The organism is Longimonas haloalkaliphila (genome assembly GCF_055379825.1).
In genome coordinates this window covers 1,210,747-1,237,285 of record NZ_AP043948.1, presented here as the reverse complement: position 1 = coordinate 1,237,285, position 26,539 = coordinate 1,210,747, and the positions used below count along the sequence as shown (strand labels likewise).

Below are 26,539 nucleotides of genomic sequence, written 5' to 3'. Positions count from 1 at the left end.
AGATATTGGATACAGACATTGGATACAGGGCAGTTGTGCTGAGACGAGTCCTATCGGCGTTCAACCTGCGTGACGGATCCCCTTGCTATGCCGATGGTATTTTAACAAGCCTTCTCTTTTACCAAGTCGGTGAATGATACATGCTTCGTAGTCTTCGAGTAGTGCTTGCCGCATTTGTTCTTATCGGAATCGGCTTTTTCGGCGGGCACGCACTTGAACGCACCTTCGGCTGGGGCGCGGCCCCCGACACCTATGATAAGCTCCGTGCAGCTATCGAGATTGCAGACCATCAGTACGTGGACTCGCTTGGCATTGACGCGCTCAGCCAGGAGGCCCTGCGCGGACTGTTTAGCGGACTCGATCCGCACTCGTCGTATATCGATCGGGAGCGCATGCAGCGCGTGCGAGAATCGTTCGATGCTGAATTTGATGGCATCGGCGTTACCTACGAGCGCATCCGTCCCCCGGGTGCGCCCGACACCGTAATGGTTGTCTCGGTTGTGCCTGGCGGCCCGAGCGATGAAGCCGGCATGCGAGCCGGCGACCGGTTGGTTGCTGTTGACGAGACCTCGCTCGTTGGGCTCCCCGATGAACGCGTGCAGGCTCTCTTAAAGGGGCCACGTGGCACAACCATTCATGTCAGCGTTCACCGTCCGCATCAGACCGTCCCCCTCACGCTCTCCATCACACGCGACCGCATCCCCCTGAACACGGTAGATGCCACTTACATGATCGACGAGCGCACCGGTTACATCAAGCTCAACCGGTTTGCCCGCACGACCCACGCCGAGGTGCGTGATGCACTGGATTCGCTCACCGAACAGGGCATGGAGCGACTCGTGCTCGACTTGCGTGGCAACGCCGGCGGACTCATGAACATGGCTGAGCGCGTTGCTGATGAGTTCTTGCTTTCTGGCCAACTGGTTGTATCGGCACGCGGACGCGGAGGAGCAATCCTCGATGAGTACCGCACTTCACGAAATGGCGCATTTGAAGACGGGCCCATGATGGTATTGGTCGACCGGCACTCGGCCTCCGCCAGCGAAATTGTAGCGGGTGCCCTGCAAGACCACCGGCGTGCCTTGATGATCGGCGAGCGCACCTACGGCAAAGGACTTGTACAGCGCCAGTACGATCTGGGAGATGGAAGCGGTGCACGACTCACCGTAGCACGCTTTTATACGCCTTCGGGGCGCATTATCCAGCAGCCGTACGATACCGGGAGCGCCGTTATGCGCACTATTGCCAATGGTGCCGACACCAGCCATGCAGACGACGAGCCCGGTGGGATTTCCCCCGACCATAGTATCGAATCTGATACGCTCTACCAGGTCGCTCAACGCTTCGCTCAACACCTCGCCGTTCGCGACTACATGCGCGCATGGATCGACCGACATACCGCGTCACTTGAAAACGCCTGGAAAGGACGCCCCGAGGCATTTCTTGAAACGTACACTGTGCCCGATTCCGTTGTGACACTCCTTGGCGCTGACCTTCGCTCCGCCTCGACTCGTAGAGCCGAACAAGCAATACATGACTATGACCATTTGACTGATACGGTACGGGGAACAATTCTGTTACGTAACTCGCTCACAGGAATGATTGCTCGTCGCGTTTTTGGGATCAAAGGATGGATCCGTGTGGAGAATCGCATAGACCCCACGATGCAGGCAACCCACCACCTGTGGAATCATGCTACAGATCGTGCTCAGGCCTACGCGGCTCGTTTTTGACAACATTCTGCACTGCAATCTTGATATAGCAGTCCATCTTGAATCGCCTGCCTCCCTCTGGCTATTGCTATCCAACAGCATGATATTCAGAGAGTTAGCCTGCTGATTCTGCTTGTCTCTCGATCGATTAAGATGAAGACAGTATCCGTTCTGACAGATTGCACTTGCAATCTTCATCGATACACGCGTTTTTAGTAATTGTTGGAATGTTTTAACGTCGCGCCATGCATTGGCATGGTCCTCATGCTCTTGTTGTGTGCGGCGCTCTCCCCACGTGTTGATAGAGGCGTTTCCGTACATGTCGACGCACCACGCGGACAATGCACCTTCAACGTACATCTTGGCCTCGCATGCTTTGCGCGGCAGGCCCTCACCTATTTCGCAGGAAACTGACTCCACTAAGGAACTGCCCCTATGGTCCATTTTAATGTGCTGATGCTCAAGTTCGCCCTCCTGATGCAGGATAACGGCGGAACCATAAATGTGCTGGTTGAGCGCTTTAACGACGGTGGCGAATGGATGTGGCCGGTGCTGATCTGCCTGATCATTGGCCTGGCAATCGCATTCGAACGCATCATCTCACTCAATCTGGCTGACATTAACACCCAGAGCTTTCTGCATGACGTAAAAAAGGCGCTTGACGAAGGCGGCGTGTCTGCAGCTGAAGAAGTATGCGCTGAAACGCGCGGCCCTGTTGCTTCTGTCTTCCAGGCAGGCTTGCTGCGTGCCGACGAAGGCATCGAGGCTGTCGAGAAGGCCGTTGTCTCATACGGATCCATCGAAATGAGCTTTCTTGAGCGCGGCCTCGTCTGGCTCTCCCTTTTCATCAGCGTAGCCCCGATGCTTGGCTTCCTTGGGACCGTTGTAGGTATGATTGAGGCGTTCGACGCGATCGAAACCGCTGGCGACATTTCGCCACGCCTGGTTGCCGGAGGTATTAAGATCGCTCTTCTGACGACCGCATTTGGCCTCATCGTTGGTGTCATCCTCCAGTTCTTCTACAACTACGCGGTATCGAAAATCGACCGCATTGTAGCTGAAATGGAAGATGCCTCGATCGAGCTCATCGACTCGCTCGTGCTTCTTGAAGCTGGCGAATCGGTCCTCGGCGACGACGAACTGCTTGAAGAGGACTTCAGCGACGAAGACGACAAGTAATCCTCAGCATCAGGCAAGCGCAGCAATGGCAGGCAGCGCGTTAGTGCTCCTGCCACCTGTTGCTTCCCACCTCATCCTCTGTTTACCCCCTTGACCAACGGTTCCGTACACATGGGTAACAACGTCATCCTGATTGTAAGCATCTATATCGCGCTGGGTCTCGGCGGCCTCGGCATCCTGTCTATGGCCCTCTTCAGCCTGCGTAATGTGACCTATGGCAAGGTGCGTCCTATTACCGTCGTGCTCGTCGTAGCCCCCATTCTCCTGCTCGGCATACTCGGGCTCACCATGGAAACATGGGCAGAAGCAGGCATCCTCACGGTTGTCGCTATGTTCATCATAAGCCTTATTGGGCTGTTGGGAAGCGGTGTGCGCTCGCTCTTTCTGTGATCCGCTCTCCGGTTTTTCCTTCTTTCCCCTGAATCTCTCTTGCTATGGCTGGATTGCTTGACAAACGTCGCTCCAAGCGCGACGAGGCGGAAACGCCAACCTCCTCGATGGCAGATATTGCCTTCCTGCTCCTTATCTTCTTTCTGGTGACTACCACCATTAATGTGGACACCGGAATTGGAATGACGCTCCCTCCTAAGCTCGAAGAAGAGCAGGAGCCGCCGCCTGTCATTGAACGTAACTTGCTGCGTGTTCTTGTGAACGCCTCCGGTGAGGTCCTCATTGATGATCGCATGTCGTCGGTCGGGCAGATTCGTGAGGAGGTGCAGACGCACGTGCTTAACTACGGAGAAGAACCGGATTACTCCGAGTCACCTGGCGATGCCGTGATCTCTCTAAAGACCGATGCTCGCACTCCCTACCGCGTCTATATTGACGTCCTCGATGAGATCCAGATGGGGTACCGCGAGATCTATGATAGCATTGTTCAGTCGGGTAACTTGCCTACTGGCGAGCGCATCATGGACCAGACGTACAGCAGCTATAATGAGTACCGGGAGCAACTTGAACCCGGTGAGGATGACGTAGTACGCGAAAACTTCCCGCGGAATATCTCGATTGCTGAACCCGATGCCGGAACGTAATCGGCTGCTCCTCTTGCTCGCCCTCCTTCGATCTTAGCCCCTTCATTCATGGCTTCCGAACGCTTTCAGAAACGATCAGCCGATACGTCGCCCGGCATTACGACGGCTTCGCTCCCTGACATCATTTTCATGCTCCTGATTTTCTTCATGGTTACCACCGTGTTGCGGGAGACGGAAATCCAGGTTCGTACGGAGCTGCCCGAGGCCGAAGCGCTTACCAAAATTGACCAGCGCCGCCTCATTTCAAACGTATATATTGGCCCCGTCATCCGTGGGCCGCGTGAGGGCGAAACTGCCGTTCAGATCGACGATGCGCTTATCGAAGACTATACGGCGATACGCACCATCATGTACAACCAGCTGCAGGAGGAACCCCGCCTCATTGTCTCGCTTCGCGTAGATCGTGAATCCGAGATGCAAGTTGTCAATGAAGTTCAGCAAGAGCTGCGTGAGGCCGGGACCCTCCGAATCAACTACTCGTCCAATCCAGCGCTTGATTAATGATAATCAACCGATAGCGCTCAGCCCGTGCAATGGTTTCTTGGACGATAGTACACTTGTAGTGTGGCCGAAAAAGCTCTGCTCGCCTGTAGCAGAGCTTTTTCTTTGAGCACAACTTTCTTCCCCTGGTTTTGGCTGCACACCCTTTGCACACCCTTTTTGATTGAACTATACCTACTCCACTATGGCTCACCGCGTAACTCTTCTCCCCGGCGACGGCATCGGCCCTGAGGTCACCGCCGCCACTCTTCGTGTGCTGGAAGCAACCGGCATTGACTTTGAATGGGACCGCCACGAAATCATTGGGATCTCGGCTGTCGAAGATGAACGCCCCGAGCTTCCTGATGATGTCCTTGAATCTATACGAGAGCGCAAGGTTGCCCTGAAAGGCCCTATCACCACGCCGGTGGGCGAGGGGTTCACAAGCGTGAACGTGCAGCTGCGCCAGCGCCTCGACCTCTACGCAAACGTACGCCCATGCGTGAGCTTACCCGGCCTCGATACGCCGTATGAGGATATCAACCTGATTATCTTCCGCGAAAATACGGAGGGCCTCTATGCCGGAATCGAAACCTACGACGAGCGCCTTGAAATTGCCGACTCCATCGCACGCATCACGCGTCGCGGATCCGAGCGTATCGTCGACTTCTGCTTCCAGTACGCCGAAAAGAACGGTCGCAATGCCGTTACCCTGGCCCACAAAGCAAATATTCTGAAGAAGTCGTCCGGACTCTTCCTGCAGGTCGGTCGCGAGGTCGCCGAACGCTATCCCGACATTGCCTTCAACGACCGCATCATCGACAACATGTGCATGCAGCTCGTCATGTACCCGCAGGAGTACGACTGCATCGTGAGCACCAACCTCTTTGGCGATATCCTCAGCGACTTGGCTGCCGGACTCGTGGGCGGGCTTGGCGTAACCGCCGGTGCAAACTTCGGAGATGATTACGCCGTGTTCGAGGCGGTCCATGGAAGTGCACCCGACATTGCCGGACAGGGCATTGCAAACCCAACTGCGCTCATTCGCAGCGCTGTTATGATGCTTCGCCACCTCGACGAAGTAGAAGCCGCCAACACAATCAATCAGGCACTCCGAGAGGTGTATGCTGAGGGCGATGCCCTGACCGCTGACGTAGGCGGGTCGAGCTCGACGATGGAGTTTGCTGAGCACCTGGCAGCCCGAGTCGAGAAGCTCCTTGCCACATCCACAGCGTAGCTCTGTCAGATTACGCAGGCCAATGGGGGAAGTGGCATGCCGCTCTTCCGCCCGCGGGCCTGTGCTTTTCTCTGTTGACTGAGACTTGAAAACGATTCCGCTATGATCCAACGCATCCAAACCGTTTATCTGGCCCTTGGGGCGCTGGTCGTGCTGGGCACGCTTCTGCTGGAACCCCTCTGGGCAAGCGAGGCTGCTGCCATATACGGCTGGTTCCTTCCGGTTATCGTAGGGCTTGGCGTCGTAACAGCACTCGACGCCGTCGGGGCTATTTTTCTATACAACGACCGCCCCACCCAGCGCACCGTTGTTGTCGGCGCTCAGCTCATGACCGTGCTATGGGCGCTTACGCTCTATGGGAGTTTCTTTATGACAAACGAACTGGCCGTGTACGATACGTCTGGCTTCAACGTGCAGATGGGACTGCTGATTGCCGCTCCGCTCGTGGCATATATTCTCTTTTGGCTCGCCCGCCGCGGCATTGAGCACGACATCGAACTGGTCGCGTCGATGGACCGCCTTCGCTAATCCTTCCGCTTCAACATGGCTGATTCGCTCCCCCCACGCGTGACTCTTGCGCTCACCGTGGGGGTTCTTAGTTTTGCCTTTGCCCCAATTCTTGTCCGGTGGGCCAGCGAAGCTCCTGGACTCACCATTGCCGTATGGCGCACCAGCACCGCCGCCCTCGTGATGCTCCCGGGCCTGGCCTACGTGCACGACGAAGTGCGCGCGTTCGGATGGCGTGACTGGGGGCTCATCATCGCCTCGGGCACGGCGCTCGGAGCGCATTTCATCACGTGGATCGAAGCACTCTACTACACCTCCGTAGCCAGCGCCTCCGTGCTTGCCACCACGAGCCCGGTCTTCGTGGCCGTGCTGGGCTACCTGATCCTCAAAGACCGGCTGGCGTGGCCCGTGGTGGGTGGCATCGTCGTGGCTGTGGGCGGAGCCGCGCTCATGGGAATGACAGATGCCGGCGCGGTGGCCTTTGGTCCTGAAGCCTGGTGGGGCAACACCCTCGCGCTGTCGGCTGCGCTGCTCGTGAGCGTCTACCTGCTCATCGGTCGTGCGATCCGGCAGCGCGTATCATGGCTTGCGTATCTGATTCCGCTCTACAGCGTGGCTGCGCTGGTCACCCTCGTTGCTGCCGTCGGGCAGAGCGTCCCGCTCACCGGATACAGTCCGGTTGTGTACGCCTGTGGCATCGGGCTGGCGCTGGGTCCGCAAGTGCTCGGCCACAGCGCGTTTAATTTTGCATTGCAGCGAGTACCCGCTGCGCTCATCGGGATGCTCGCGCTTTTGGAGCCGGTCGGCGCCTCCATTCTCGCGTACTTCCTGTTTGGAGAAGCGCCAGGCGGGTGGTCGGCTGCGGGGATGGTCGTGGTACTGGGAGCGGTCGCCTTCGTGGTACTGTATCGGAGTCGTACGGCCACTCCTCAACCAGATGATACATCGCTTCAAGAATCACCGTAGTGAGCGCGTTCGTTGCGCGTGGCAGGGGCAAAAGGAGCGCATCTCTTCGACACGTCCGTACAGTGATGCTGCGCAAGCGCAAAGGGGTCCAGCACGACGAATTTGCATCAGGGAGGATACACAGCGTATCCCTTTGATTCTGATCTGACACGATCAACGGCATCGGGGGGACTGGTACGCTTGGTCGTGTAGTTGAGACGCACTGTCTTGCGCTTCATTCTGGCACTGGACGAGAATCTTGGAGAAGACAGGCCGCTGAATCATCTACACATGTATCCCAAATTGGATACAACTGTACCTTGCACCGGTCTACAATTGTACCGGAAAGAGGGAACACCTGTGTATTGTGGGAGGGCATTGCGCCGTGTAGATTGCCTGTGGTTTGTTTTCCGAGGGCGTGTTGAAGGCTATCCCATAAGGGATCAATCGCATGCATGTATACCAAATGTTAAGTTTGTATGACCATCGGGGGGGGAGGGTAGGGTTTACAATGGCTGCACCGCCTTGTATGCTACCAGTGCATGTATTTCAAATCATCGGCTCTTCATGTCGTGGGTCGGTTCCCCGTTTCGTTGTATACATCTGCGTTCTCATGCCCTTTTCCATACCGGTGTGTCTGTCACGTTTCTCGCATCATGCTCGTCGCTTGTGGTACGGTTGCTTGCGGTACGCATTGCGGTATGCAGGTCTTGTTCTGCTCGAGGCCTGCGCCGTTGGACTGGGGGATGTGATATGTCCTCAGAACCGGATATGCCGGAGCTGCAGCCCCCTGCCCCCCCTGAGGTTTTTCCGACCGACCAGGCCCCGGCTTGGAGTCCGAATGGAGAATGGATTGCATGGGCACCGATAACTGATGGTGGGTCTGAAATCTGGGTAATGCGGAGCGACGGCAGCGAGCAGCAGAAGCTCATTGACCGCGGCCACGATCCGGCCTGGGGACCCAATTCTGAGCGAATCGTCTTCGGGAAGCCGGGCCACGAGAGCGACCTCACCGCCCTCTGGACGATCCGCCGCGACGGCTCGGATCTCCGGCAGCTTACCGATCCTTCTCGCAATCCGTTGAATTGATCTCTTACTCCAATGCCCTGGCCCTCCCGCCTGATCACGTCACTACTCCCAATTCTTTTGGCCCTCACCCTGCTGGGGGGATGCGACCTATTTCAAAACGATCCATCTGATTCCATCGAACACGTATCGCACAGATGGGTCGAGAAGGCGGAAGGGTTGCATGTTCGAGAAGCACAAACACGCGTCTTTCGAGACAGCGCCGAGTGGGGCATGGGCGTAGATTCAGAGTTAGTTGAAAGTCTCAAAAGAAAAGGGGTTCTTCTCCAGTGACCTCGCGCGAGAGTATCACACAGAAAAGAACCCCTTATGATGAGTACTCAACATAACAAACGCAGTGCAGAGACGCCAGCGGTTGAATCGCTTGACCACCTGATAGACCAACCGATCGACGTGAAACTCCATCTTCTCCAACATCACACCCGGATGGCTCGTCTTCTGGCCGAGACCATTCTCGATGAAGAGGTGGAAGCCCTTACTGGCGAGCGCTACAGCCGCAAGCCGGGTGGGCACTCTCTGCGGCGCTGGGGCTCGAATCCGGGATCGATTCGGATCGGGGACGAGCGGGTGCCGATCGATGTGCCCCGAGTGCGCGACACGGAAGCCGGCACAGAGCGCCCGTTAGAGAGCTACCAGGCGATGAAGGAGGGGGCTCCAAGTAAGGAACTCGCCGAGGCCATCCTTTTGGGGCTTTCCCAGCGCGATTATGAGCGAGTAGCAAGCCAGTTTATCGACGGCTTTGGCCTTAGCCAGTCGTCGGTGAGTCGCCGCTTCCAGGAGCGCGCGGAGGAGGCGCTGAAGGAGTTTGAGCATCGCTCGTTGGAGGAAGACACCGTTCTGGCGCTTTGGATCGACGGCAAGCACGTAGCAGGCGAGCAAATGATCATTTGTATGGGTGTAACCGAGACAGGACACAAAAAGGTGCTCGGGTTTACACAGGCCACCACCGAGCGGGCTGAGCCGATTATCGAACTTTTTCGTACCCTGATTCAGCGTGGGCTCAGCTTCGAGGAAGGCCTCCTCTGCATCGTTGATGGAGGCAAGGGCCTGCGCAAGGCGATTCGGGAGGTCTTTGGCTCCTGTGCTCAAGTGCAGCGTTGCCAATGGCACAAACGCGAAAACGTGGTTAGTTATCTACCAAAGGCCGATCAGAGCACATGGCGCAAGAAACTTGGGCGGGCCTACCAAGAGCTCACCTACAAACGGGCCAAACAGCGGCTTCTGAAGCTACGAGCCGAGCTTGAACAGATCAATCGAAATGCGGCTCGCTCCCTTGAGGAAGGCCAGGAAGAGACGTTAACGCTGCACCGACTCGGCCTCTTCGACGAGCTGGGTCGGAGCCTGAAAACAACCAACTGCATTGAAAACCTCAACGGCCAAGTGGAACGTCGCTTCGGCAAGGTCAAGCGGTGGCACCATTCCCCGCAACGTCATCGATGGATGGCACTGGCGCTTCTTGAAGCAGAAACGCGCATGCGACGACTTACCGGCTACGAACATCTACCGAAACTTCAGGAAGCGTTGAAGGACGCACTCCCTGACCAAGAATGAGACCACTGGGGAGAACTCCTTCTCCAAAGGTTTCAACTAAGTTTGCATCTTTGCCGGGGCATGTTCTGGAATAAACATGTTAGTCTCTTTGATGAGAACCACGAGCTATATCCACCCACACCGGTTGACTTTAATCGCCGGACCGTGGTTACGGTGTTCTGGGGATGTTACTACGTGGGGTGCCGTGATTCGGTTAACGCCATTGACGGGATCTATGAGTCGGACGGCCAAATCGAGGTGAAAGTCGGCCCTCTACCTGACCTTGGTCCGTGCCGGGCAGTCCAGCTTCCTTTACAGGTTGTAAGCATTCCGCACTCGGAAAAGCCCATCGAGTTCACCGGCAAGATCCCTGAGCAGAGAAAGGATGTAGGAGAGTGTTCTCCCCCGATCCAATGCCCATCGTGAGAATGCGAGTGAGGAGTCGCTCCGTTCGGGATGACTTGTACCAAAGGCTTCGAAGCGAACAGAGAAGAGCGGTTGTCTTCGATGTGCTTTTGTGTGTCTACGCAAGTGCTACCTCTCCCTCTTCACATCGCCCGCTCCCCAGGCGGCGTCAAAGCCTTCCACCGGCAACGCCGCAAACGTGCGCCGCCCGAGCGCGAAATAGTCGAGTGCGATGAAGCGCCGGTAGGGAGGCAGCACGACGCCTCCGCCGGTAGCTTGCTGGAACGACGTGCGCATGCGGTGGGCGTCGGCGTAGGCGCGGACAATCGCGGCGGCGTGGCGAAATTGACCCTGCGCCAGTTTCTGGGCAACGGCGCCCGCATCCACCGACACACGCTCGGCAAACATGCGCGGCCAGGCGCGCGGCGGCAGGTTCTTGTAGAGCATCAGCAGGCTGTTGCGGAAGTTGAGATAGGTCTTCTCGGGGGCATCCTTGGGAAGCGAGGCCCCGCCGATGTGATACACCTCGCTGCCGGGCACGTAGCGGATGCGGTAGCCGGCCCGCTGCATCCGCCAGCAGAGGTCGATCTCCTCCATGTGCATGTCGAAGCGCTCATCAAGCAGGCCCACCTGCTGCAAGGCCCGGCGGCGCATCATGATGGCGGCGCCCGATGCCCAGAAGATGTCCGTGGGCGTGTCGTACTGCCCGCGGTCGCGCTCCATCGTGTCGAAGAGGCGTCCGCGCGTAAACGGGTAGCCCACCCGGTCGATGAATCCGCCCGCGCCGCCGGCGTACTCGAAGCGATTTCGGTCGTCGTACTGCAGCATTTTGGGCTGCGCCGCGCCAATCTCCGGATCCGCCTCGAACGCCTCCACCAGCGGATGGAGCCAGCCGGGCGGCACCTCCACGTCGTTGTTCAAGAGTAGGATGTAATCGCCCGTAGCATACGGCACCGCGCGGTTGTTGCCTTTGCAGAAGCGCCAGTTTTGGGGATGTCGCACCACCTTCACCGCAGGGTATTCGGATTCGACCCAGGCAGCGGAGCCATCATCTGAAGCGTTGTCAGCCACAATGATCTCCAGGTTCGGGTAGTCGGTTGCGACCACCGAGGGCAGACACTGCTTCAAGAGCGGCAGCGCGTTCCAGGTGACGATGATGATAGAGACGCGGGGAGTGTCCATACGCAGCAGAAATACAGGGGGATGCGGATGATCTACGTTGCACTGAACGCAGACACGGGTTGGAGCGTTGCAGTACCGTCATGTGTTTCATCGCTGATCGACCTGTACCTGCATGCCTGCCGACACGGTTTCGTACACGCTGGAGGATGCCCGCACCGCGATGCAGGACCGGTGGGGGTATCCGTCGTTTCGGGCCGGGCAGGAGGCGATCATCGACGCCGTACTTGCCGGACGCGACGTGATGGGCATTCTGCCGACCGGCGGCGGCAAGTCGCTCTGCTACCAGGTGCCCGCGGTACTCTTCGACGGACTCACGCTGGTCATTTCGCCGCTCATTGCGCTGATGCAGGATCAGGTGGAAGGGTTGGAGCAGAACGGAATCCGGGCCGCGGCGCTGAACAGTGCCATGTCGCGGCGCCAGCGCGAGCAGTGCCTCATCAACGCCGAGCACGGGCTCTACGATGTGCTGTACGTGGCGCCGGAGCGATTAACGACCACGCACTTTCAGGCCCGTGCGGCGGAACTGAATGTGGCGCTGCTGGCGGTAGACGAAGCGCACTGCGTGAGCGAATGGGGGCACCACTTCCGCCCTGACTACAAAGAGATCGCCCCGGCTCGCGAGGCACTTGGTGATCCGCCCATGCTGGCGGTTACGGCAACAGCAACCCCCGAGGTGCGCGCCGACGTGCAGGACCTGCTCGACCTGAAGGACCCGAAGGTCGTCGTGCAGGGCTTTGATCGTCCGAATCTGGTGTGGTCGGTCTTTCAGACGGCCAACAAGCGCGACAAGCTGCGCGACGTGCTGAACGGTGTGCCCGGATGCGGCATCGTGTATGCCTCAACGCGGCGCAACGTGGAGATGTGGACCGACTGGCTGCAGAACGAGGGGGTTTCGGCAGCGGGGTATCACGGGGGCATGGATTCCAGGCGTCGCACTGATGCGCAGCAGCAATGGATCCAGGACGAGGTGCGTGTGATCGTAGCCACGAATGCGTTTGGAATGGGCATTGACAAGCCCGATGTTCGGTTTGTGGTGCATGTCGATCTGCCGTCGTCGCTGGAGGCGTACTACCAGGAGGCGGGCCGGGCCGGGCGCGATGGCGAGCGGGCGTATGCCGTGCTCCTGTACCAGCCGCCCGACGCCGACACGCAGGAGGCTCTTATCGAAGCGGGGCACCCCTCCGTAAAAGAGATTCAGGCGGTGTACTCGGGCATCTGCAACGTCGGCCAGATTCCGCTCGGCAGCCTCCCCGACGCCCCGCTCACCGTCGACATGAAAGCCGTGCAGCGCGTCACGGATCTCCACGCCTCTAAGATTCGCACGGCGATCGACATGCTGGAGCGGGCGGATGCGTGGCAGCGGCTGCCCAACCGGCGGCACCGCGGCTGGATCCGGTTCCGACAAGCTGCATCGGACATCCGGGCGTACGCCCGAGAGCAGTCGAACACGGCACTGCAGCGCTTTGTGCTCGACCTGATTCGTGGGGTGCATGCAGATGCTTATGCCCGGTGGTGGCCCCTCGACATGGAGCAGCTGGAGCGGCGCATGGAGGTGCCGCGTGCACGCATCCACAAGGGACTCGACTACCTGGCGCAGCGCGACCTGCTGGAATGGCGTGCGCCGGGGCGAGCGATTCATCTGGAGCTGCTGCGCCCGCGTGCCAAGCAGTGGCCCGTGCCCGGCGATGCCGTGGCGGCAGCCCGACAGCGCGCCGAGGAGCGCCTCGACGCAATGATCGACTATGCGGAGTCTGCGACCTGCCGACGCCAGCAGTTGCTTGCCTACTTTGGCGAGGCAAGCGCCCCGTGTGGGCAATGCGATGTGTGCCTCGGGCGCCACGACCCCGACCCGGTCACGCCAAACGACAGGGACGAACTGCAGTCGGTGCTTGGCGCGATCGCTCAAGACGAGCCGATGGATACGTGGCTCCCCGACCAGCCGCCGTACCGGGCCCGCCGGCTGCTGCGCTGGCTGGTGCACGAGGGCTATGTGCAGCCTCCCTCCCCACATGCCACAACCTATGCGCTCACTGCATCGGGGCGCCGCTTTCTTCCAGAGACAAACGGCACACCGCACAGCGACTCTGCAGACGGCAACTCTGCCACAGACGAATGAGGAGCTACTCCCCTACGCAGAAGTACCTTCGCGTGTGTTATCGCAGCGTTTACTGCGGGGATGTCCATTTCACGCGGTCCTGTCCGAGGCGAAATGCCTTTCTGGAACGCACAGGTCGCAACATCGGTCGCTGCGCTCTCTGCTCGCGACCACAGAAACGTACATGTATTTTTGCTGATCTACGAAGCACCTTCGGTGTCTTGGGCGGTCCTACAGCGCCGAACCTGGATTGGGTATTACCGGCGTTCTCTCTGGTCGGCGGACCGGGGCGAGGCGTTGTCGGATCCATTTTCTTCGTCAGAAGCCGTTTCTTCGTTGGCTTCTTCGGTGGCCGCTTCGTAGGCCTCTCGGAGTCCGGCAACGTCGCCCTGTATCGCTCGAAGCGAGTCGACTACCTCCTGATAGATATCGCGGTAGACGCTGGGGCGTTCGGCGTAGTATGCGTGTGCTGCCTCAAACTGAGCCCGAGAAAGGCCATGGCGTGCCAGCAGGCTGTCGGGTGGTGGACGCGCGTCGACAGCAGGCGCATTCGGGCGGGCTTCGCCGAGATGGAGATCGACCAACACCGTGCGCATGGTGGACTCGTCAACGGGGGGCGCTCCGTTCTGGCACCCGCCTGCAGCTACGAGGAGCAGGGCACCCAGGAGCGCCAGCGTCGCGCATCCCCCTGCTTTTCGTAACCATGCCAGAACCAGATCGGTCATCTGCTTACTATGCTGCTAAGAACGCCGCATGCCGGATCGTTACTGCTGCCCAACACCCATTCGTTAGTCAGTAGATGCGAGGGTCGGATCGTCAGACTCCTCATCGGTCTGGGTGCGGAAGGTGCGGGCGATGACCTCCATCTGCCGCAGGAAGTCGCGCTTGCCGTACTCTGGCGCGAACACCGATCCGTCGATCATATAAACGCGCCCGCTCTCCTGGTCGTAGAAGGTGTAATTCACAAAAGGCCCGCCGCCGCCCATCTCGCGCAGGCCTTCGCCCTCGTCGGGGCGGCGCACAAAGTGCCAGAGTCCGCGCGTGGTGTAGCCGTAGCGGCCCAGGAAGTCGGTTTCTTCGGTGTTGAGCGGACGGCGGTAGTCGGTGCGCACAAATCCAGCGACGTTGCCGCGCAGGTACTCCTCGGTGAGCGAGTCGCGGGTAGCGTAGATCCATTCTGGCGTGATCTCTTCAGGGGACATCCCCTCCTCGTAGTGGATCATCAGTTCGCGGCGGGTGTCGGTGAGCACACGGCGCATCCAGATGAAGCTGCGGCTGTCGACGGTCGTGTCGATGGCAATCTGGTAGTCGTGCTGCACGTTCACGGCAAAGTTGTGGCGCTGCATGAGCGTATCCTCCAGATTGAACTGGCGCTCCTTCTCGAACATCTCGCGCTCCATGCGGTCGAGCGTGATCTCGTGGAAGGTCGACCGGATGTCGGAGCCGCGCTCCACAATCGCTTCGATGAGCTGCTCGGTGTTTCCGGCAGTCACGTAGTAGACGCGCTGGCTGCGGCGCCACAGATCCTCGCGGGGCACAACGACAGGCGTGCCGTCGAGGGCAGCCTGCAGTACGTTGTCGGAGAGGCGGCTACGCAGGAAGTTAGCAACCGGCGTTTCGTCGCTGAGCGGGGCTACGAATACCACGTTTTTATGCCGCCGCACCATATCGAAGATCCGGTCGGACGCAAGGTTTACCTGGCGCAGGTCGAAGCTGCGCTCGGGCGTGGGGAGCGTTTCGACGTACGGGCCGATGTTCTGACGTACGGCATCTCCCAGGCCCGTGTCCCAGTGGGTGCTATCCATGACAACCATGATCTCTCCCTCTTGCCCGGTGGCACGAGGGCGGTAGTCGCCATCCAGAAAGCCCTCGCACCCAGCAAGCACAATAGCAGCCAGAAGCAGAACGCCGATGCGACGAAGCGTGTACTGAATCATGTTGGGTTCTCTGTTAAGCAGGTGCAAACAACGAAAAGACATAAACCTCTACGTCGTTGGATTGCTCCCCGCAAGGACCGGCCCCTCCTTGAGCTGCTGTGCAAACTGGCGGATGCGCGCGTAGCACGCTTCGTCGGAGAGCGTGTCCTCGTCCCAGCAGGCCTCAATCTCCTTGATCAGCGCCGACCCTACGATAAAGCCGTCGGTGTGCTGGGAAAGCTCCATCGCGTCGTCGTGGGTGGCGATGCCGAATCCAACAAGAAGCGGATTCTGTGTAACCAGCGAGCGGGCTCGCTTCAGATATGCCTGCACGGCCCCGCGCCCGTCGAGCCGCGACCCGGTGAGTCCGGTAACGGACACTGCGTACACAAAACCGGTCGCCAGCTCGTCGACGCGCTGAATGCGTGCGTCAGAGGAGTTGGGCGCGATCAGGAAGACCAGGTCGAGCCCTGCAGCCTGCGCATGCCCGGTGAGCACTTCGGCTTCCTCGGGCGGCACATCGGGCAGGATGAGTCCGTCAACCCCGGCCTCGGCGGCGCGGGTACAGAACGTATCCATGCCGTACTGCAGCACCGGGTTGATGTATCCCATAAGGAGCACGGGCGTATCGCTCTTTTCGCGAAACGTGGCAACCGTGTCGAACGCGTCGTCCATCGTAACGCCGTGCGAGAGCGCACGGGCGCTGGAGCGCTGAATCGGCAGGCCCTCAGCGAGCGGATCGCTGAACGGCATGCCCAGCTCGATAAAGTCGGCCCCGCCCTCATCGATCGCATGCAGGATCGAGACGGTGGCCTCCGGGGTCGGGAAGCCGTTCGTGGTAAAGAGGCCCATCGCGGGGGTGCCATCGGCACGGCAGGCGGCAAGGGTGTCAGAAAGTCGAGACATTACGGGTGGGGGGTGGAAGGTTGAACGTGCGGACGGATGGAGGGGGCGTTACCGGTGTTTGGCGATGGTCTGCATATCCTTGTCACCCCGGCCCGAGCAATTGAACACGATGATGCCTTCCGGGCCGATCTCACGCGCCACGCGTCCCATAGGCACCATAGCATGCGCAGTTTCGAGCGCTGGGATGATGCCTTCTTGCTCAGACAGCACACGCACGCCTTCCATCGCTTCAGCATCGGTCGCCGACGCATACTCGACGCGTCCGGAGTCTTTCAGGTGCGAGTGCTCCGGCCCGATGCCGGGATAGTCGAGGCCTGCCGAGATCGAGTGCGCAATCTCTACCTGTCCGCGCTGGTCTTGCAGCAGGTAGCTCATAGCGCCGTGCAGCACACCTGGCGTGCCCTTCGAGAGCGTCGCCGCGTGGCGTCCGTTGAGCCCTTCGCCCGCGGCCTCAACGCCGACCAGGCGCACGTCTTCGTCATCGATATACGGATAGAAGATGCCCATTGCGTTTGAGCCGCCGCCCACGCAAGCAACTACGGCATCCGGACATTCGCGTCCCTCATGTTCGTCGAGCTGTGCGCGCGTCTCATCCCCGATAACGCGGTGGAAGTTGCGTACCATCATCGGGTAGGGGTGGGGGCCCACCACCGAGCCGATGATGTAGAACGTATCGCTGGGATTCGATACCCAGTCGCGGATGGCTTCGTTGGTCGCGTCTTTGAGCGTACGGCTGCCGCTCATGGCCGGACGCACCTCCGCGCCCATCAGCTCCATGCGTTCTACGTTCAGGCGCTGGCGCTCCATGTCTTCCTCGCCCATGAACACGATGCAGTCCATGCCAAACTTGGCACAGACGGTGGCCGTGGCCACGCCATGCTGTCCGGCGCCGGTTTCGGCAATGATGCGCGTTTTTCCCATGCGCCGCGCCAGCAGGATCTGCCCAATCGTATTATTGATCTTGTGCGCACCGGTATGGCAGAGGTCTTCGCGCTTGGCATAGATCTTCGCACCGCCGTAGTAGTCGGTCAGACGATCGCAGAAGGTGAGTGGGGTCGGGCGCCCCACGTACTCGCGCAAGAGCGTGCGGTACTGGGCGTCGAACTCGGGGTCGGCCTGGGCGTCGGCGTAGGCCGCGCGCAGCTCTTCAAGCACCGGAACGAGGATCTCCGGTACGAAGGCCCCGCCGTACGGACCGAAGTGGCCCGTTTGGTCGGGGGCGGCGTAGCGCGTGTTCGATTTAGTAGCTGGTTCAGCGGCTGATTCAGCGGCTACAGCAGGAGCGTTGGACATGGGTTAGCGGGGTTGGATGCAGAAAGATAACAAGAGGGCGCGCACGGGGCCTGCAGCGCCTGTGCAGGGTTCAAGGAGATTTTAGGGGATGCGCATGCCAGGGGATGCTACGACGGATCGGCCGCTTCTTCGGCCAGTTCGTCCTGAAGCGCGCGAAACGTATCGAAGAACGCGTCGATCTTATCGAGGCTTTTCACGCCTGGGGCTGTTTCGAGTCCGCTCGACAGATCGACGGCATACGGACGCATCGTATGCACGGCGCGCTCGATGTTGTCGGCGTTGAGTCCGCCCGCAAGGAAGAGGCGGTACTCGCTTGAGAGCTCGCGAGCCAGGCGCCAGTTGAAGGATTCGCCGGTGCCGCCCCACACGCTGCTGTTGTGCGTATCGAGCAGAAAGGCATCCACAACGTCGGTGTAGGGCTCCATGAGCGCCCGTAGCTGATCGGAGGCGGCGTCGTGGCGCACGCGGATCGCTTTGATAACCGGCCGGTCGATCTGCTCGCATACAGCGGGAGGCTCGGTACCGTGCAGCTGCACATGGGTGAATCCGGCTGTTTCCACCGCGTGGTTCACGGCGTCCGCATCATCATTCACAAAAACCCCGACCGAATTAATGCCATGCACCCACTCCAGAATCTTGGCTACCTGCTTCGGACGGATGTAGCGCGGGCTGTCTTCATGCTGAATGAAGCCCAGGTAGTCCACACGTTTCCCTGCCAGGTAGCGGGCCGCTTCAAGATCAGTAATGCCGCAGACTTTGACTTTTACGGACATAGTGGAATGGATGACGGGTTAGAGGGATAGATGGGTGTAGGGCTGGAGGGATGGAAGGATGGAGGAGCACACGTACTCACCTCCACACGTACCCCCTCCATACCTGCTACTGTTGGGCAATGGCAATTTCGCGGGCTTCGTTGCGCAGGTCGGTTAGCGCCTGGCCGGGGTCGTCGGCACGCATGAGGTGCTCACCGATGAGCACACCGTTTACGCCGTTCTGGCGGAGGCGAACGAGCGTTTCGGGATCGCTTAGGCCGCTCTCCGACACCCAGCCCAGGTTACGTGGTACGTGCTGGAAGATGTCGAGCGAATTTGCAATGTCTACCTCAAACGTATGAAGGTTGCGGTTGTTAACCCCGAGCAGCTTCACCTGGTCGAAATCGATCTTGTCGAGGTCTTCGTGTGCATACACTTCAACCAGGCACGACAGCCCGAGCTCTTCGGCCTGCGCGTGCAAGTCATAGAGCGTCTCGGCATCGAGCACCGTCGCGATCAGCAGTACGGCATCGGCGCCAACGGCTTTCGCTTCGACAAGCTGATACGGATCGACGATGAAGTCTTTCCGCATAAGCGGTGTATCAGGCAGATGGGCACGGATCCACGCCAGGCTCTCCAGCGACCCCTGAAAGTGCAGCGGCTCGGTCAGCACAGAGATAGCGGCGGCGCCGTGTTTGGCGTACGACTGTGCAATCTGGGCCGGCTGGAATGACTCCCGGATCACGCCCTTCGAGGGGGAGGCTTTTTTCACCTCCGCAATGAACGACATGCCGCGCTGCTTGAGTGCTTTCTCTAACGAGAGCGGTTCGTGATCGGTAAACAGCGGACGCTGCTTCAATTCGGATACGGGCGTCTCCTGGTTGCGGTCGGCAATCAGGGTCCGTGTATCGGCAACGATGTCGTCAAGAATGCTCACAGATTCGATCTGGGTTTGGCGTGCGGAGGACAGCGGGTGGCAGAGGAGGCAGCGTTACTTTGGAGCGTCATTCGAGGCCTCAATGAGCGCGTTCAGGGCATTCAGCGCGCGGCCTGAGTCGATGCTGTTGCGTGCTCCTTGAAAAGCAGCGTCGAGGTCGTCGAACTGCCCGCTGGTGTGCAGCGCATAGCCTGCGTTCAGCAGCACGACGTCGCGGCGCGGCGAAGTGTCGGTGCCGGCGAGGATGCCACGTAGAATCTCAGCATTTTCGTGCGCATCCCCTCCTACCAGTGTGCGGTTCGAGGCGCGTTCAAAGTCATGCTTCTCAGGGCCCACTTCGCGGCTGATGGGCATGTCATGAGGCCCCTCCGTGTTGTATTCGAAGAGCGTACTGGCATCGGCCACCGAGAACTCGTCCATGCCGTCGTTCGAATGCACGGTGATCACGTGCTCGCTATCAAGGCGACGCAGAATCTGCACCATCAGCTGTGCGGTCTGCAGGTCGAACGCGCCTACGAGCTGCCGGGTTACGCCTGCTGGATTGCAGAGCGGACCCAGAATGTTAAAGCAGGTACGCACGCCCAGCGACTTGCGCACAGGCATGACGTGTCGCATGGCCGGGTGAAAGTAGGGCGCAAACAAGAAGGCGATGCCGGCCTCATCCAGACAATACTCGACGCCTTCTTTTTCGAGCTCAATCTCAACGCCCAGCGTTTCCAGCACGTCGGCTGAGCCCGACTTCGACGATACCGACCGGTTGCCGTGCTTGGCGACGGTAACGCCGGCTCCTGCACACACGAAAGCAGCGGTCGTTGAGATGTTGAACGTGCTTGCACCATCGCCCCCGGTGCCACAGAGGTCGATGGCGTGGGGGTCGTTGCACTCTACAGAAACGGCAAACTCACGCATCACGCGGGTAAAACCCACGAGCTCGTCGAGCTGCTCGCCCCGTGCGCGCATCCCAACCAGCATGGCCGCGATGTGCGTAGGGTCGGCGGTGCCCGACATAATCTGATGCATGGCGTCGGCAGCTTCGTCTTCAGTGAGCGCCTGGCCTTGAGCGATGGTAGTTAGGTGGTCGTGCATAGACACGGAAACGGTTCGAAAAACGGTTGGAACGAGTAACTGTAGCAGCTGTCAGGGTGGCGGCAGTCCATCCGGCGCTATCGGGCGGAGCGAGCGGGAAGGCGGCGCACCCAGTTGGCAATGAGCGTGGGCCCTGCGGCCGTTTTGACGCTTTCAGGATGGAACTGAATGCCTTCGATGGGCCATTCTACGTGGCGAATGCCCATCACGATGTCGTCATCGGTCGCAGCGGTAATGGTGAGCTCGTCAGGGATGGTGTCGCGGTCAAGAATAAGCGAGTGATAGCGCGTCGCGGTAAAGGGAACGTCAACGCCCTCAAAGATGGACTGCCCGTCGTGCGTTACCTCGCTCGTCTTGCCATGCATGAGCGAAGGCGCGTTGACCACGTCGGCCCCGAAGACCTCGCCCATGGCCTGATGTCCGAGACAGACCCCCAGAATTGGGGTGGTTGCGCCCATGGCTTCGATGAGCGGCTCGGTGATCCCCGCATCGGCAGGGCGGCCGGGGCCCGGCGAAATCACGATGCCCTCGGGATCGAGCGCCCGCACCTCCTCTACCGTCAGCGCGTCGTTGCGCTCCACCACGATGTCGCCGGTGTGCTCTCCCAGCAGGTGCACCAGGTTGTACGTGAAGCTATCGTAGTTGTCGAGAACGAAGATCATAGCCTGTTAGGGGTGGACGTGTGGAGGGATGGAGGATTAAGAACCTGTTTTGATTTCTTAATTTGGGCTCCGAGCGGCGGCGCTGGACTGCAAACCAAAACCCAAACAGGCTTTAAGAGGCAGGATCATAGGATACGTCAGCCTCCCGTGCGTGGTTGGCAGGACCACACCAGCTTTCGGGGTTGGACATCATTTTTACCAATCCGCCCAAGGTGATGCGTAGCGTCTTCCCCAGTTTGGTAGCTTCTTCTGGGCTAAGATAGCCACTGGCTTCAGCAAACCCGGTCCAGACTAAGGTCTCTGCAGCTTCGCTTCCATCATCGCTGATTTTGCTTCCAACGTGCTTCGGGGGACGCCGCTTGAACCACGCTTCCCCAATATTGGCACGGATAGACCGCGATGAGCGACGAATCTGATCAGTCAGAGCATACTTTTCCTCAGGCCTACAGTGCTTCGATACCTCAGAGATCGTCACCGACGCCGAAAAGGCCTGCTTGTATACGCGTAACTCTTTGTAATCCGTAACCATCGCATTCACGTCGTTTCGTGCTTCCCCTACTCTTAAAGCTATAGACTTCCAAACCTCCCCCCTTTCATCCCTCCCTACTTTCACAGTTTTACACCGTCGTCATCAGCCCCGTGGCTTCGCGGACCTGTGCCATGAGCGGTTCGGTTGTAGCCCGGGCGCGTTTGGCTCCCTCACGCAGCACATCGTGTACGTAGTCGGGGCGCTGCTCCAGCTCGTGGCGGCGTTCGCGCGCTTCGGCGAAGAAGTCCTGGATTAGCCCCAGCAGCTCTTTCTTGGCGTGGCCGTATCCGTATCCGCCCGCCCGATACTGCTCCGCGATTTCGGCGCGGCGCTCCGCATCCGCAAACAGCTTGATGAGCGCAAACACGTTACACTGCTCCGGATCTTTCGGCTCATCGAGCGGCGTAGAGTCGGTCACAATGCTCATCACTTTCTTCTTGAGGGCCTTGCCCTCGTCGAAGATACCGATAGTGTTGCCATAGCTCTTCGACATCTTCTGTCCGTCGATGCCCGGCACGACCGATACGTCGTCGAGGATATACGGCTCGGGGAGCGTGAATATCGGGTCGTCGGGGCAGAACGTGTTATTGAAGCGCTGCGCCACGTCGCGCGTGATCTCGATGTGCTGCTTCTGGTCGGCCCCGACAGGCACCTGGGTGCCTCCGTAGATCAAGATGTCAGCGGCCTGCAGCACCGGATAGTTGAGCAGTCCGGCATTCGGATTCAATCCCTGAGCAACTTTCTCCTTGTACGACACGCCGCGCTCCAAGCGCGACACCGGCATCAGATTATAGAAGATCCACGCCAGCTCTGTCACCTCGGGCACGTCGCTCTGGATGAAGAGCGCTGCCTCATCGGGGTCAAAGCCCAGCGCCAGATAGTCGAGCGCTACGTCGATCGTATACTTGCGCATCCGGTCGGCGTCGTGCAGCGAGGTGAGCGCGTGGTAGTTCACAATGAAGTAAAAGGCCCGGTGCTGCGTATGCAGGTCGAGGTGCTGACGCAGCGCACCGAAGTAGTTTCCAATGTGCAGGCGTCCAGACGGCTGGATACCAGATACAACCACGGTGTCGGCGTTCGAAGAAGCGTCGTCAGTCATGCGGTAGGATAAGGTCAAAGAAAATCGGTGGGGATGCGAACGGGGCGGCAGGCCACGTCGGCTTAGCGCCGCTTCCGAATGCGCTTCAGCACGTCGAGCCGCTCCTGGCTGTTGTCGCGCACCAGTTCCAGGATGGCGCGCGTGCGCATCTGGTGCTCTACGTCGTTGCGCTCGGTGCGTACGGCCTCCTGGAACGCTTCTTCCTCTTCAATCAGGTTTGGAAGCGCCGTATCCAGGTCAGGACCGAGGTCGAAGTCCTCGGGCTTCAGGTCGGTGCCGTTATACGCGGCGCCTCCTGCGCTGAACACCGTTTCGGAGAGCTTGCCGACATCGGCGCGGGCGGTTTTGAGGAGCGCGTTGAGTGCATCCACCACCCGGCGGTCATCGGCAACCCGCACAACAGCCCGGTAGGCGTGGTTCAGCTCGATGTGTGCCCGCACGAGCGGGTTGATGTGCTCCACGGTCTCTTCGCGGCTGATGGTGCGGCCAATCCAGCCACGTCCAAAAAGGGTTTCGGTAATCGGGTTCGGCATAACAGGGCAGTATGTCGAGTAGGTTAACAGGGTCAAAAACATGTACCCGCTATCGGAAAGCGGGTTTAGGTAGGGCCAGGACAGATCGCCAGACCGCCTGGCTGGTTGTATATAGATTATAGAAGATCATCGGTGGCCACCTGCAGCGCCTCGTGTAGCGCAGCGGCCTTGTTGCGCGTCTCTTCATACTCCGAGGCCGGGTCGCTGTCGGCAACGATGCCTGCGCCGGCCTGCACGTAGACGGTATCATCACGCACGACCATGGTGCGGATAGCAATGCACGTATCCAGCGTACCTGAAAAGTCGAGGTAGCCTACGGCCCCGGCGTATACGCCGCGTCGCGTGGGTTCGAAGGCATCGATCAGCTCCATAGCGCGTACCTTGGGGGCTCCGCTCACGGTGCCTGCGGGAAAGCAAGCGGCAAGCACTTCCATAGGTGTGCGCTCGCCAGCTACCTGGCCCGACACCGACGACACGATATGCATCACGTGCGAGTAGCGCTCGATGAACGCGTAGCGATCTACGTTGATTGACTGGTAGGTGCACACGCGCCCCAGGTCGTTGCGCCCCAGATCCACAAGCATCAGATGCTCGGCGCGCTCCTTCGGATCTGCAGCCAGCTCCTCGGCCAGCGCGTTATCTTCGGCCTCGGTAGCGCCACGCGGACGCGTCCCCGCAATGGGCAGCACCTCGGCGTGCCCGTCTTCGACGCGCACAAGCACCTCGGGCGAGGAGCCCACCAGAGCCACGTCGTCGAAATCCAGGTAGAACAGGTAGGGCGACGGGTTTACCTGCCGGAGGGCGCGGTAGAGGTTGAACCGGTCACCGCGAAAAGCGGATTCGAAGCGCTGGGAGAGCACCACCTGGAAGATATCGCCATCCACAATGTGCTGCTTGGCCTCACGAACGGCTTGCTCGAACGCATCGCGTTCAAAGTTCGAGCTGATGTCGGGCGACGGCAGTTCGAGCGGCTCCGGGTGCGCCGCCGATGCATTGAGCTGCGCCTCCAACTGGTCCAAGCGCGCGGTGGCATCGTCGTATGCGGTGCGCAGATCGGTATCGGGATGCACAAACGCGCTTGCCATAATCACAAGCTGGTGGCGCACATGGTCGAACGCAGCAAGCGCATCGTAAAAGCCCCAGACGGCATCGGGCATGCCAAGCGTATCGGGAGGGGCGTCGGGCAGGTGCTCGATAAGACGCACCGTATCGTATCCCATATACCCGACAGCGCCCCCACGTAGCCGTGGCAGTCCCGGCGCCGCAAGCTCCGTAAACGGCTCGGTGAGGCGCGTAAGCACGTCGAAGATCGTACCCGAGGCGTCGGGGTTGGGTATGCCGTCTACAGCGCGGCGCGTGTCGATAGTAACGGAGGCCCCATGCTCAGTGGCCTGCACCACGCGATAGGGGTTGCCCCCCAGGAACGAGTAGCGTGCCAGCTTCTCACCGCCCTCTACGCTTTCGAGGAGAAACGGGAAGTCGGCCCCTTCGCGCAGCGCCAGAAATGCTGACACCGGCGTAAGCAGGTCGGCACTGCGACGGCGATGTACCGGCACCACGAGCGAACCGTCGGCCTCTGTACGTGCCTCGTTGATGCGGGCAGCAAAATCGTCGAACGTCATGAGCAAGCGGGATAGGAAGGCTACAAACGAAAAAAACCCACTGTCTGCAAGGGCGACAGCGGGTCAGCGAGCACGAGAAACAGGGGGCGCAGCGTATGCGCTACCTGTGCGGGGTGGTGTGCCCAGTAACCCGGGTGCACCACCACCATGCAGCAATGTGTTGAGGGCGACTATTCATCATGCTATGTATATACGTGAAGCGTACAGGGGTTGCAAGTCCACAGGTTGAAGATCCTGTTTGGGATTCGCTCTGGGACTGAGGCGTGTGACGATGAAGGGAGGGGGACGTTCTTCTCGTACCCCTTTCATGCATCCATCTTCCCATACATCGACGGAGCATGCGGAGCTGGTTACGCCCCAAACAGCGTATCAAAGTACTGGTCGCCGCCGTCGCAGATGATGGTGACGACCGTAGCGGCAGGGTCGGCCTGGCTGATGTCGCATGCAATCTTAAGGGCCGCTCCAGCGCTGGGACCAATGAGCATGCCATGCTGCCGGGCCGCACGGCGGGCCTGGTCGAAGGCTTCATCGTCGGTCAAGCGGCGCATCTCGTCGAGATGCTCAAACCACATCGTAGGCAGTTTTCCGCCTTTGCCGAGCCCCTCTACACATGTGTCGTACGGACGCTCGGGCTCGTTGTAGAACGCGGTGGCGATATTGGAGCACTCCGCATCCACCCCTACAACCGTAACCGGACGCCCCGCCTTGGCTGCCTGCTCCTTAACGTGACGCGCAGTGCCGCTGATGAGTCCGCCCGTGCCCATCGCGCAGACCAGATGCGTCATCTGGTCGCCCGCCTGTGCCCACACTTCAGGACCCGTCCACTGCGCATGCACGCCCGGATTCGACTGGTTGTAGTACTGGTTCATCAGAAACCCGCCCGTCTCTTCAGCCAGGCGTTTGGCCGTAGCGCGGTAGTGGTCGGGATGGTCTGAAGATACGCTCGGGCACTCATGCACTTCAGCATCAAAGGCTTTCATGTAGCCGAGCTTCTGGCGGCTGGTGGATTCGGGGCAGGCCAGAATGCACCGGAGACCGAGTCGATTCGCGACCAGCGCAACTGCCCCCGCCGTGTTGCCCGAACTGGCTTCGACCACCGTATGAATGTCTTTCGTGCGCACCGCCTCCGTCAGAATGCCCATCGCAATACGGTCTTTCATCGAGCCGGTCGGGTTCATCGACTCCATCTTACAGAGCACACGCTCGTTCTCAATACCCGGGTAGGCCACCATCGGTGTATTTCCAATCAGGCTCAGCACCGGATCGTTTGTCACAAACGGAGAGGCAATAGATGAAGGCACAACAGAACGCATAACGGGGATGGCTAATGGGTTGAATCACTATTGAAGTGTATAAAAACACGGCCACGAATTGAAGTGAAGATCATGTGTGCCTAATGTTTTTAGAAGGCGTACGGCATGGCCTTCCTGCAATCCGTCAGCGTCCACGGCCATGTGAAGCCCACCCAGACGCCCCATCTGGCAGGCGGTCCGTTTTGCCCCTGTGTATGCCCGGTCGCTACCGCGGCTACTTACTTACACAGGTCGCCTTCCTTTAATGAACGAGCTTCGACAGAAAGGGATGGTTTGGATTTAGCAGATGAACGCATCTCAGCAGCGGCCAAACTTTTTTCGCAGACCGTAGCCCAACCCATTTGCATCAACTGATCGGATCCCTGCTCAACCAGATCTATGAGGAGACAAGCTTCGCATTTCTTACCCAGATACCTACATTAACCTTATCTTTATTTATTAGGACTTGTGTTTTGGGAGGGGGGGGGGGTATTATAGGACTGCATTTTCTATCACAAAT

Annotated in this window: 25 protein-coding genes; 11 read left to right on the top strand and 14 right to left on the bottom strand. The window is 59.4% G+C overall.

All coding sequences use genetic code 11. From position 1 onward, the window contains the following. Nucleotides 1-140: 140 nt before the first annotated feature. The 10 genes from ACZ48V_RS04865 to ACZ48V_RS04820 all read left to right on the top strand — a co-directional run bounded on the left by ACZ48V_RS04865 (nt 141) and on the right by ACZ48V_RS04820 (nt 9,731). Nucleotides 141-1,733, top strand: coding sequence for a S41 family peptidase (locus tag ACZ48V_RS04865; RefSeq protein WP_464542135.1), 1,593 nt, complete (start codon nt 141-143; stop codon nt 1,731-1,733). 414 nt (nt 1,734-2,147) lie between these two features. Then, entirely contained in the window at nt 2,148-2,891 is a 744-nt protein-coding gene (locus tag ACZ48V_RS04860; RefSeq protein ID WP_464542133.1) for a MotA/TolQ/ExbB proton channel family protein, read from the top strand. Between the two features lie 111 nt (nt 2,892-3,002). Then, a complete protein-coding gene (locus ACZ48V_RS04855; RefSeq protein ID WP_464542131.1) occupies nt 3,003-3,281 on the top strand; it encodes a hypothetical protein in 279 nt (92 codons plus the stop codon). 44 nt (nt 3,282-3,325) lie between these two features. Further along, on the top strand, nt 3,326-3,925 hold the full coding sequence (locus ACZ48V_RS04850; protein ID WP_464542129.1) for an ExbD/TolR family protein: 600 nt from the start codon (nt 3,326-3,328) through the stop codon (nt 3,923-3,925). Nucleotides 3,926-3,973: 48 nt separating this feature from the next. Further along, nucleotides 3,974-4,426: an ExbD/TolR family protein gene (locus tag ACZ48V_RS04845; protein WP_464542127.1), complete on the top strand. Its 453-nt coding sequence runs from the start codon at nt 3,974-3,976 to the stop codon at nt 4,424-4,426. Between the two features lie 184 nt (nt 4,427-4,610). Next, complete coding sequence (locus ACZ48V_RS04840) at nt 4,611-5,642, top strand: isocitrate/isopropylmalate dehydrogenase family protein (RefSeq protein ID WP_464542125.1); 1,032 nt, start codon at nt 4,611-4,613, stop codon at nt 5,640-5,642. A 102-nt stretch (nt 5,643-5,744) separates the two neighbouring features. Further along, nucleotides 5,745-6,170 (top strand): DUF4293 family protein, encoded by a 426-nt coding sequence (locus tag ACZ48V_RS04835; protein ID WP_464542123.1) that lies wholly within the window; start codon nt 5,745-5,747, stop codon nt 6,168-6,170. A gap of 15 nt (nt 6,171-6,185) precedes the next feature. Next, a complete protein-coding gene (locus ACZ48V_RS04830) occupies nt 6,186-7,115 on the top strand; it encodes a DMT family transporter (RefSeq protein WP_464542121.1) in 930 nt (309 codons plus the stop codon). A gap of 732 nt (nt 7,116-7,847) precedes the next feature. Next, a complete protein-coding gene (locus tag ACZ48V_RS04825) occupies nt 7,848-8,183 on the top strand; it encodes a TolB family protein (RefSeq protein ID WP_464542119.1) in 336 nt (111 codons plus the stop codon). Nucleotides 8,184-8,489: 306 nt separating this feature from the next. After that, nucleotides 8,490-9,731 (top strand): IS256 family transposase, encoded by a 1,242-nt coding sequence (locus ACZ48V_RS04820; protein ID WP_464538642.1) that lies wholly within the window; start codon nt 8,490-8,492, stop codon nt 9,729-9,731. Between the two features lie 513 nt (nt 9,732-10,244). Here ACZ48V_RS04820 and ACZ48V_RS04815 read toward each other — a convergent pair. Next, nucleotides 10,245-11,297 carry a glycosyltransferase family 2 protein gene (locus ACZ48V_RS04815; RefSeq protein WP_464542117.1) on the bottom strand — a complete coding sequence of 351 codons (1,053 nt, stop codon included), beginning with the start codon at nt 11,295-11,297 and terminating at the stop codon, nt 10,245-10,247. 112 nt (nt 11,298-11,409) lie between these two features. On the opposite strand from ACZ48V_RS04815, the gene ACZ48V_RS04810 reads away from it, so the two are divergent. Further along, the gene (locus ACZ48V_RS04810) at nt 11,410-13,413 is read left to right on the top strand and encodes a RecQ family ATP-dependent DNA helicase (protein ID WP_464542115.1); all 2,004 of its coding nucleotides are present in this window, start codon (nt 11,410-11,412) and stop codon (nt 13,411-13,413) included. A gap of 236 nt (nt 13,414-13,649) precedes the next feature. Here the strand turns inward: ACZ48V_RS04810 and ACZ48V_RS04805 are convergent, their stop codons facing one another. The 13 genes from ACZ48V_RS04805 to ACZ48V_RS04745 all read right to left on the bottom strand — a co-directional run bounded on the left by ACZ48V_RS04805 (nt 13,650) and on the right by ACZ48V_RS04745 (nt 26,040). After that, complete coding sequence (locus tag ACZ48V_RS04805) at nt 13,650-14,117, bottom strand: DUF4296 domain-containing protein (protein WP_464542113.1); 468 nt, start codon at nt 14,115-14,117, stop codon at nt 13,650-13,652. 63 nt (nt 14,118-14,180) lie between these two features. Further along, nucleotides 14,181-15,329 carry a DUF4837 family protein gene (locus ACZ48V_RS04800; protein ID WP_464542111.1) on the bottom strand — a complete coding sequence of 383 codons (1,149 nt, stop codon included), beginning with the start codon at nt 15,327-15,329 and terminating at the stop codon, nt 14,181-14,183. A gap of 48 nt (nt 15,330-15,377) precedes the next feature. Then, on the bottom strand, nt 15,378-16,214 hold the full coding sequence (gene trpA, locus ACZ48V_RS04795) for a tryptophan synthase subunit alpha (protein WP_464542109.1): 837 nt from the start codon (nt 16,212-16,214) through the stop codon (nt 15,378-15,380). Between the two features lie 48 nt (nt 16,215-16,262). Continuing rightward, complete coding sequence (gene trpB / locus ACZ48V_RS04790; RefSeq protein ID WP_464542107.1) at nt 16,263-17,507, bottom strand: tryptophan synthase subunit beta; 1,245 nt, start codon at nt 17,505-17,507, stop codon at nt 16,263-16,265. Between the two features lie 107 nt (nt 17,508-17,614). Next, on the bottom strand, nt 17,615-18,280 hold the full coding sequence (locus ACZ48V_RS04785) for a phosphoribosylanthranilate isomerase (protein ID WP_464542105.1): 666 nt from the start codon (nt 18,278-18,280) through the stop codon (nt 17,615-17,617). A gap of 106 nt (nt 18,281-18,386) precedes the next feature. Further along, nucleotides 18,387-19,196: an indole-3-glycerol phosphate synthase TrpC gene (trpC, locus tag ACZ48V_RS04780; protein WP_464542103.1), complete on the bottom strand. Its 810-nt coding sequence runs from the start codon at nt 19,194-19,196 to the stop codon at nt 18,387-18,389. Nucleotides 19,197-19,250: 54 nt separating this feature from the next. Beyond that, a complete protein-coding gene (trpD, locus tag ACZ48V_RS04775; protein ID WP_464542101.1) occupies nt 19,251-20,282 on the bottom strand; it encodes an anthranilate phosphoribosyltransferase in 1,032 nt (343 codons plus the stop codon). 77 nt (nt 20,283-20,359) lie between these two features. Then, nucleotides 20,360-20,944: an anthranilate synthase component II gene (locus ACZ48V_RS04770; protein ID WP_464542099.1), complete on the bottom strand. Its 585-nt coding sequence runs from the start codon at nt 20,942-20,944 to the stop codon at nt 20,360-20,362. Nucleotides 20,945-21,056: 112 nt separating this feature from the next. Continuing rightward, complete coding sequence (locus tag ACZ48V_RS04765; RefSeq protein ID WP_464542097.1) at nt 21,057-21,473, bottom strand: four helix bundle protein; 417 nt, start codon at nt 21,471-21,473, stop codon at nt 21,057-21,059. Between the two features lie 88 nt (nt 21,474-21,561). Further along, nucleotides 21,562-22,572 carry a tryptophan--tRNA ligase gene (gene trpS, locus ACZ48V_RS04760; protein WP_464542095.1) on the bottom strand — a complete coding sequence of 337 codons (1,011 nt, stop codon included), beginning with the start codon at nt 22,570-22,572 and terminating at the stop codon, nt 21,562-21,564. 62 nt (nt 22,573-22,634) lie between these two features. After that, nucleotides 22,635-23,105 carry a hypothetical protein gene (locus ACZ48V_RS04755; protein ID WP_353562580.1) on the bottom strand — a complete coding sequence of 157 codons (471 nt, stop codon included), beginning with the start codon at nt 23,103-23,105 and terminating at the stop codon, nt 22,635-22,637. Between the two features lie 116 nt (nt 23,106-23,221). Beyond that, complete coding sequence (trpE, locus tag ACZ48V_RS04750) at nt 23,222-24,727, bottom strand: anthranilate synthase component I (RefSeq protein ID WP_464542093.1); 1,506 nt, start codon at nt 24,725-24,727, stop codon at nt 23,222-23,224. A gap of 350 nt (nt 24,728-25,077) precedes the next feature. After that, the gene (locus tag ACZ48V_RS04745) at nt 25,078-26,040 is read right to left on the bottom strand and encodes a PLP-dependent cysteine synthase family protein (protein WP_464542091.1); all 963 of its coding nucleotides are present in this window, start codon (nt 26,038-26,040) and stop codon (nt 25,078-25,080) included. Nucleotides 26,041-26,539: the final 499 nt, after the last annotated feature.